This is a genomic window from Arthrobacter sp. 05T442 (genome assembly GCF_056395945.1).
The window spans coordinates 155,195-163,030 of record NZ_JBFTKM010000008.1 but is presented as its reverse complement, the minus strand read 5'-3'; the positions used below and the strand labels follow the sequence as shown (position 1 = coordinate 163,030).

Sequence of the window (7,836 nt, the reverse complement as noted above, 5' to 3'; positions counted from 1 at the left end):
GTGCCGCAAACACCACCGCCTCAAACACGGCTCCGCGTGGACACCCGCCGGGGCGGGCAAGGACAGCCCGCCGGGGTGGATTTCACCGACGGGCCGGTACTACGCGAGCGAGCACCAGGACTGGGAACCACCCCACTGGCCGGACCACATCCCGGCCGCGGACACCGGCCCGGACGAAGGCCTGCCCGCGGATCCGGGACACCATCCGGACCCGCCGCCCACCGGGCACCCCGGCCAGGATCCCGGCCAGGAATCCGGCCCCGACGAAGGCCTGCCCACAGAACCGGATCTGCCCCGGGACCCCTTCCCGGACTGGCACCACTTCACGGCCGGGCACCAATTCCGAGTCACCGACACGGACGACCCGGGCTGGCCAGCACCCCTCAACGACCCCATTCCGGAATGCTTCCTGGTCTAAGGACGAACTCGAGTTGCTGGTCGAAGCCGGGGGCTATCAGGAATGCGCCTCGAGGCTCTCGTGCCGGCTCGACTACAGCCGCGACCTCGACGACGTCACCGTCACGCTCGCGCCCGAAATATAGGCCGTTCCGTCCGCGGCCGCCGTTGCACCCTTCGGCGGATGGACCGGCTTCGGCGGAGCAGCTACGGCGCCGGGTCGGTCACCAGGATGCGCACGGAACACAGGTCGGCGGCGGCCTTCTTCAGGACAGCGGCGCGAGGGTCGGGGACGTCGAGGAACGGCAGCCTGGCCAGCGCCGCGTAGGGCTTCAGCACGGACTCGGCAAGCACAAGTTCGGCGAGCGTCCGGTCGCCGCCCGGTGCCACATATTCGATCCGGTTGTCCGCGAAGATCCGTCCGGCGTGTTCCGCGACGGCCTCCACCAGGGCATCGGCCTGGTTGGCCCTGCGCCGGGCGAAGCGCTGCTGGGACCAGCCGCCCGCCGCCGTGCGCGACTGGACGTGGCGGGTGCCGGTCTTGGATGCGAGCACGGCGCCGCCGCCGATGACCGCCACGGAGTACCCGCCGCGGCGGATAAGTACCGCGCCGATGCGTCTGGGTTGTCCGGCCAAGGACGCGAGCCGGGTCACGGCGTCAGGGCCGCGCCCCGGCCTGCCATCCACCGGCCAGGGCGGCTGGAGCAGCGCGATGGCGCCGTCCGCCGCGCACAGCTGCAGTCCGCCGTCGAGTTCCTTGGCCGACAGGTGCCCGTGGCTGGCGGTGAAGCGTTCCACCCAGCCCGGCAGCCGGGCGCCGGAGACGAAGGCCACGCGGGAGGCGGCGCCGTCATTGACTGTCATGGGTGGATCCTTCGTCTGAACATTGGTTGTTGAAACTAGAAGTAGCCTATCTATGTGGATGATCTCTTTGGCCCGGGGCCCGACAGCGAAGACGGCGACGCCGGGTCCTCCGAGGCAGGCAAGGGTGCGGGCCGGGCGGCCTCGCAGCGTGGTCCGCTGGCGGTCCGGATGCGTCCGCGGACGCTGGACGAGGTCGTGGGCCAGCAGCACCTGCTGGGACCGGGATCCCCGCTGCGGCAACTGGCCGCCGGTACGGACGCAACGGGACCCGCCGGCCCGAGCTCGCTGATCCTCTGGGGGCCTCCCGGGACCGGCAAGACCACGCTGGCGCATGTCATTGCCAAGGGAACCGGCCGGAAATTCGTCGAGCTCTCAGCCATCACCGCCGGTGTCAAGGACGTGCGCCGGGTCATGGAGGAGGCCCTGACCGCCCGGGACCTGTTCAAGACCACCACCGTGCTCTTCCTCGACGAGATCCACCGCTTCAACAAAGCCCAGCAGGACGCGCTGCTGCCCGGAGTCGAGAACCGCTGGGTGGTGCTGGTGGCGGCAACCACCGAAAATCCGTCCTTTTCGGTCGTGTCCCCGCTCCTGTCCAGGTCCCTGCTGCTGACCCTTAAGCCGCTCACCGACGCGGACATTGAGGGTCTGCTCCAGCGGGCCGTCACGGACGTCCGGGGCCTCGGCGGCGAGGTGGAACTGAGCGCCGAAGCCCTGGCGCACCTCGTCCGGCTCTCCGGCGGGGACGCCCGGCGTGCCCTGACCGCCTTGGAGGCTGCTGCCGGGGTCGCGTTCGGGGATGCGGACGACGCCGACGCCGACGCCACCGTGGTGGTCGAACTCAGGCACACCGAACGCGCGCTCGACGTTGCCGCAGTCCGCTACGACAGGGCCGGGGACCAGCACTATGACGTCGCCAGCGCCTTCATCAAGTCAATCCGTGGCTCCGACGTCGACGCGGCCCTGCACTATCTGGCGCGGATGCTGGAGGCAGGTGAAGATCCCAGATTCGTGGCCCGGCGCATCGTGATCTCGGCGGCAGAAGACGTCGGCATGGCCGATCCGACGGCACTGCAAACCGCGGTGGCGGCAGCCCAGGCCGTGCAGCTGATCGGCATGCCCGAGGGGCGGATCGTGCTCGCGGAGGCGGTCGTCCACCTGGCCACGGCGCCTAAGTCCAATGCGGCGTACATGGGGATCAACCAGGCCATTGCGGATGTCCGGGCCGGGCTCGGCAACGGCGTCCCCGCCCACCTCAGGGACGCCCACTACCCCGGGTCGAAGCAGCTTGGCCACGGGCAGGGTTACAAGTACGCGCACGATGCCCCGCACTCGGTGGCCGCCCAGCAGTACCCGCCGGATGACCTGGTGGGCCGCGACTATTACCAGCCCACGGCGAACGGCGCGGAACGGGACATTGCTACCCGGCTGGAGCGGCTTCGGAAGATCATCCGCGGCAACTGACCTGCGGCGGCCGGCCGTGGCGGGGCCGTCAAGGAATCCACCGTTGACTTCCGGTGCATGAGGTCTAACGTGGAAATACGTTCAGCACGGATCTGCTGAACGTCCGTGCGGCGCCGGGGACAGCTGCGCACCACGCCGGCAGTCATACCCTTGGTCTCCCGAACGGCGGCCGGCAACAGCTTAGTTTCCACCCAGCGGCCTCACTCAGTTCCGAGGTAGTGTCCCATGTCCGTAAATTGCGTCACAGCCATGGCAGTAAAGTCCTTCGATGTCCCCGACAGGAAGCGGTGCCCGGACAAAGCCGAATTCGACCTTGTCTCCGTGAACGACTACTCGGTTGCACGGCTGATCCTCGGTCCGGGATGGCGATGGTCCGACTACATCAGACCCTTTGAGAAGACCGACCTCTGCCAGCACCACCACCTCGGATTCTGCATCTCCGGCGTGATGGAAGTCGAGACAGTTGACGGGCTGCGCTCCACGATCCATGCCAATGACACGTACGCGATTCCGCCGGACCACGATGAATGGGTGGTGGGATCGGAACCGTTCGTCGCCGTGGAATTCCTGGGCGCGGCATCGCTCGGCCGGCGCAGCGGCCGGGGCCTGCATGCCAAGGTGTGAGTGCTATCTGAAAGCGATGCCATCGGCAGCGTCATGGTAGGCTGGTTCGTTGTCTGGCAAGGCACGGACGCACAATCCACCAAATCCCTGATTTGATGAGGGTTGCGCTGTGCCCAGTAGCAAAAGGCAGCGGTTGGCCGATGCTCTCCATCGTGGAGGCCAGTAACACTGACACACCGCAGATATTGGAAGGACACAAGTGGCTAACAACACTCGTGCTCGCCGTACAGCACGCCTCTCGCGTGCACTCGGCATCGCTCTGACCCCCAAGGCCGCCAAGTACATGGAGCGCCGTCCGTACGGCCCCGGTGAGCATGGCCGTGCCCGCAAGAAGCAGGACTCCGACTACGCCGTACGTCTGCGCGAAAAGCAGCGTCTGCGCGCGCAGTACGGCATCCGCGAAGCCCAGATGACCCGCGCCTTCGAAGAAGCCCGCCGCACCAAGGGCCTGACCGGTGAGAATCTGATCGAACTGCTCGAAATGCGTCTCGACGCCCTCGTGCTGCGTGCAGGCTTCGCCCGCACCATCGCCCAGGCCCGACAGCTGGTTGTGCACCGCCACATCCTGGTTGACGGCATCCGCGTTGACCGCCCGTCCTTCCGCGTCGGTGAGGGCCAACTGGTCCACGTCCACAGCCGCAGTGAAATCATGCCTCCGTTCCAGGTTGCAGCAGCCGGCGCGCACCGCGACGTCCTGCCGATGGTTCCCGCTTACCTGGACGTCAAGCTTGACGCCCTCCAGGCCCGCCTCGTGCGCCGCCCGAAGCGCTCCGAGGTTCCCGTAACCTGCGAAGAGCAGCTCGTCGTGGAATTCTACGCACGCTAGATCCAAGGCAGCACCTACAAAGAAGCCCGTGGCAAGCGCCGCGGGCTTCTTTGTATGTAAGGTACTTGGGGGAGTTCCCCGGTTGCCGACAGTTTCAGTCGGAGGAACCCGTAGGATCACGACGCAACACGCAGGAATCCACTGCAGTTCAAGGAGATGAATGTCTATGTCTGGTGGCGATATTGCCGGCCTGATCGCGGCCGGAGTGTTTGCACTGCTGGTCCTGCTGCTCGCCGTGCCGATCTTGAAGCTCGGGGGAGTCTTTGACGAGGTGCGGACCTCCATCCGCTCCATCAGCGACGGCGCCACTCCGCTCATGGACGAAGTCACCGCCACCGTCTCCACCACCAACGAGCAGCTGAAGAAAGTCGACGGAATCGCCTCCAACGTCTCGGACGCCTCCGCCAACATTTCGGCGCTGTCGTCACTCGTTGCCGCCACCGTGGGTTCGCCCCTGATCAAAGTGGCTGCCTTCAGCTACGGCGTGCGCTCTGCGTTCAGCGCCCGTAAAAAGCCCGCCACCGGCCGCCGCAGCCGCTAAGTCCAGCTGGAGAAACTGACATGAACAGAATCATCTGGATGGGAATCGGCGTCGCGATCGGCGTCATCGCCTTCCGCAAGATCACCGAGGCGCAGTCAAACCTTGGCCCTGAAGGCCTTAACCGGGCTGTTGGACGGCTCGCCGACGGGCTGTACGACTTTGCCGACGCGGTCCGGGAAGGCATGGGAGAGCGGGAAACCGAGCTCCGCACGGCCCTCGGCATTGACGCGGCCGTTGACGCCCGCATTGGCAAAGGCATCGCCGGCCGGGATGCAGTCCGGCGCTAGCCGGGAGAGAATTAGTACATAGGGTGCCCGGCAGGGCGCGCCGGCACGGCCCTCATGGCCGGATCCACGCCGGAATCCAGTTTGTCCCGCGGACCGAACGCGAGGACCACACAACGCAGTGAATATTGAAGGGTAAGAAATCAGCTCATGAAGTCGCAGGAGATCACCAAGCGCTGGATCGACTTTTTTGTCAGTAAAGGGCACACCGCCGTGCCCTCCGCCTCCCTGGTCTCCAGCGACCCTTCCCTGCTGTTCACAGTGGCCGGCATGGTCCCGTTCATCCCGTACCTGACCGCGCGGGAGGAAGCACCCTTCAACCGGGCCACGAGCGTGCAGAAGTGCATCCGGACCGGTGACATCGAGGAAGTCGGAAAGACCGCACGCCACGGCACCTTCTTCCAGATGTGCGGCAACTTCTCCTTTGGCGACTACTTCAAGGAAGATGCCATCAAGTTCGCGTGGGAGCTCCTCACCACCAGCGTGGACGACGGCGGGTACGGGCTGCCGCCGGAGCGTCTCTGGGTCACCGTCTACGAAGAGGACGACGAGGCCGAGCAGCTGTGGCTGAAGAACACCGGCATGCCGGCCGAGCGGATCCAGCGGATGGGCAAGTCAGACAACTACTGGTCCACCGGCCAGCCAGGCCCAGCCGGTCCGTGCTCCGAGATCTACTACGACCGCGGCCCGTCCTACGGCGTCGAGGGTGGCCCCATCGCCGACGAAAACCGCTACGTCGAGATCTGGAACCTCGTGTTCATGCAGTACCAGATCGACAACGTCCGCTCCAAGGTGGACTTTGACATCACCGGTGAGCTGCCCAGGAAGAACATCGACACGGGCCTCGGTATGGAGCGCCTCGCGATGATCCTCCAGGACGTCGAGAACATGTACGAGACCGACCAGGTCCGTCCCGTGATCGACCGTGCCGCGGCGCTCTCCGGCCGGGAGTACACCTCCGCGGAATCCGCCGAGGACCCGCACCACACCGACGACGTCCGCATGCGCGTAGTGGCCGACCACATCCGCTCCTCCCTGATGCTGATCGCCGATGGCGTCACCCCCTCCAACGAAGGCCGCGGCTACGTGCTGCGCCGCCTCATCCGGCGTGCCGTGCGCTCCATGCGCCTGCTCGGCGTCGAGAAGGCCTGCCTGCCCGAGCTCCTCCCGGCGTCCCGGGACGCCATGAAGGGTGTCTACCCGATCGTGGAGACCGACTTCGAGCGCATCAGCCGGATCGCTTACGCCGAGGAGAAGGCCTTCCTGCGCACCATCGCCTCCGGCACGGCCCGGCTGGAGGACGCCGTCAAGGAGTCCCAGGCCGCAGGCCAGCCGCTCTCCGGCGCTGACGCCTTTGCCCTGCACGACACCTACGGCTTCCCGATCGACCTCACCCTCGAAATGGCCGAGGAGGCCGGGCTCAAGGTCGACGAGCCGGAGTTCCGCAAACTCATGCTCGAGCAGCGCCAGCGCGCCCAGGCTGACGCGAAGGGCAAGAAGGGTGCCCACGCGGACCTCAGCGCCTTCCAGGAGCTGCTCGCGGCCGGCGAGACCGTCTTCACCGGCTACACCGAGCTCAGCGGCGAATCCAGGGTCCGCGGCATCCTCTCCGGCGGCCGCAAGGTCTCCCAGGCCTCCACGGGCGACGAAATCGAACTCGTCCTGGCCGAAACCCCGTTCTACGCGGAAGCCGGCGGCCAGGCTGCCGACACCGGCCTGATTACCGGCGACGGCTTCGTCGTCGAGGTCCTGGATGTCCAGCGCCCGCTCAAGGGCCTGAGCGTGCACAAGGCAATCGTCCGCGAAGGCGAAATTGGTGCGGACGCCCTCGTCCAGGCCGCCGTGGACCGCGAACGCCGCCACGCAGCCGAACAGGCCCACACCGGCACGCACATCGTGCACGCCGCCCTGCACCAGATCCTCGGCCCGGAGGCCCTGCAGCGCGGATCATTCAACAAGGCAGGCTACCTGCGTTTCGACTTCGCCTGGGGTGAGGGCCTCAGCGCCGCGACCCGCTCCGAGATCGAGGAAGTCTCCAACATCGCCATCCGGAACAACTACCGGGTGGAGACCAAGGTCATGGGCCTCGCAGAGGCCAAGGCACTGGGCGCCATGGCGCTCTTCGGCGAGAACTACGGCAACGAGGTCCGCGTCGTGGAGATCGACGGCGCCTGGTCCCGCGAGCTCTGCGGCGGAACCCACGTCGAGAACACCGCCCGGATCGGCAGCCTGTCCCTGCTCGGCGAGCAGTCCGTCGGTTCGGGAAACCGCCGCGTGGAAGCGTTCGTCGGCATGGATGCCTTCCGGCACCTCGCCGCCGAGCGTGCCCTCGTGACCGAGCTAACGGAAATGCTTAAGGTTCCCTCGGGACTCTTGACGGACCGAATCGCCGCTACCCTGGCCAAGCTCAAGTCGGCGGAGAAGGAACTCGAGCGCCTGCGCAAGGAACAGCTCACGGCGGCCGCGGCGCAAATTGTCGGCACCGCGAAAGACGCTGCCGGTGTCAAGGTCATCGCGCACGACGCCGGCCAGGTCAGTGGCGCGGATGACCTCCGCGGACTGGCCCTGGACCTGCGGACCCGCCTCGGGTCCGACGCCGCCGCGGTCGCCGTCGCGGGCGTCAGCAACGACCGTCCGGTGATCCTGATCGCCACGAACGACGCTGCCCGGGCAGCCGGCGTAAAAGCGGGGGCCCTTGTGCGCCTCGCCGCCGGAATCCTTGGCGGCGGCGGCGGCGGCAAGGATGACGTCGCCCAGGGCGGCGGCACAGACGCCGCCAAGGTCGACGCCGCCCTCAGCGCCGTCGTGGATGCCATTACCCGGCGATAACAGGAATC

7 protein-coding genes and 1 pseudogene are annotated in these 7,836 nt (G+C 67.0%); 7 read left to right on the top strand and 1 reads right to left on the bottom strand.

Features of this window, described 5'->3' with window-relative positions; genetic code table 11:
• A pseudogene (locus tag AC1DES_RS10370) lies at window positions 1-418 on the top strand (HNH endonuclease signature motif containing protein); the annotation flags it as partial.
• Between the two features lie 185 nt (window positions 419-603).
• On the opposite strand, the gene AC1DES_RS10365 reads toward AC1DES_RS10370, so the two are convergent.
• Window positions 604-1,260: an acVLRF1 family peptidyl-tRNA hydrolase gene (locus AC1DES_RS10365; RefSeq protein WP_476895616.1), complete on the bottom strand. Its 657-nt coding sequence runs from the start codon at window positions 1,258-1,260 to the stop codon at window positions 604-606.
• Between the two features lie 54 nt (window positions 1,261-1,314).
• Between AC1DES_RS10365 and AC1DES_RS10360 the strand changes: the two genes are divergently transcribed.
• The 6 genes from AC1DES_RS10360 to alaS all read left to right on the top strand — a co-directional run bounded on the left by AC1DES_RS10360 (window position 1,315) and on the right by alaS (window position 7,828).
• A complete protein-coding gene (locus tag AC1DES_RS10360; RefSeq protein WP_476895615.1) occupies window positions 1,315-2,724 on the top strand; it encodes a replication-associated recombination protein A in 1,410 nt (469 codons plus the stop codon).
• A gap of 249 nt (window positions 2,725-2,973) precedes the next feature.
• On the top strand, window positions 2,974-3,348 hold the full coding sequence (locus tag AC1DES_RS10355; RefSeq protein ID WP_476895614.1) for a cupin domain-containing protein: 375 nt from the start codon (window positions 2,974-2,976) through the stop codon (window positions 3,346-3,348).
• A gap of 199 nt (window positions 3,349-3,547) precedes the next feature.
• Window positions 3,548-4,174, top strand: coding sequence for a 30S ribosomal protein S4 (gene rpsD, locus AC1DES_RS10350; protein WP_476895613.1), 627 nt, complete (start codon window positions 3,548-3,550; stop codon window positions 4,172-4,174).
• Window positions 4,175-4,340: 166 nt separating this feature from the next.
• Complete coding sequence (locus AC1DES_RS10345; RefSeq protein WP_476895620.1) at window positions 4,341-4,715, top strand: DUF948 domain-containing protein; 375 nt, start codon at window positions 4,341-4,343, stop codon at window positions 4,713-4,715.
• A 20-nt stretch (window positions 4,716-4,735) separates the two neighbouring features.
• On the top strand, window positions 4,736-5,002 hold the full coding sequence (locus AC1DES_RS10340) for a DUF6167 family protein (RefSeq protein ID WP_476895612.1): 267 nt from the start codon (window positions 4,736-4,738) through the stop codon (window positions 5,000-5,002).
• Window positions 5,003-5,149: 147 nt separating this feature from the next.
• Window positions 5,150-7,828: an alanine--tRNA ligase gene (alaS, locus tag AC1DES_RS10335; protein ID WP_476895611.1), complete on the top strand. Its 2,679-nt coding sequence runs from the start codon at window positions 5,150-5,152 to the stop codon at window positions 7,826-7,828.
• Window positions 7,829-7,836: the final 8 nt, after the last annotated feature.

Excerpts from the sequence above, each read along its gene's own strand:
- AC1DES_RS10365 (WP_476895616.1), bottom strand. The coding sequence starts at position 1,260 with ATGACAGTCAATGACGGCGCCGCCTCCCGCGTGGCCTTCGTCTCCGGC.
- AC1DES_RS10355 (WP_476895614.1), top strand. The coding sequence starts at position 2,974 with ATGGCAGTAAAGTCCTTCGATGTCCCCGACAGGAAGCGGTGCCCGGAC.
- AC1DES_RS10345 (WP_476895620.1), top strand. The coding sequence starts at position 4,341 with ATGTCTGGTGGCGATATTGCCGGCCTGATCGCGGCCGGAGTGTTTGCA.
- AC1DES_RS10340 (WP_476895612.1), top strand. The coding sequence starts at position 4,736 with ATGAACAGAATCATCTGGATGGGAATCGGCGTCGCGATCGGCGTCATC.
- alaS (WP_476895611.1), top strand. The coding sequence starts at position 5,150 with ATGAAGTCGCAGGAGATCACCAAGCGCTGGATCGACTTTTTTGTCAGT.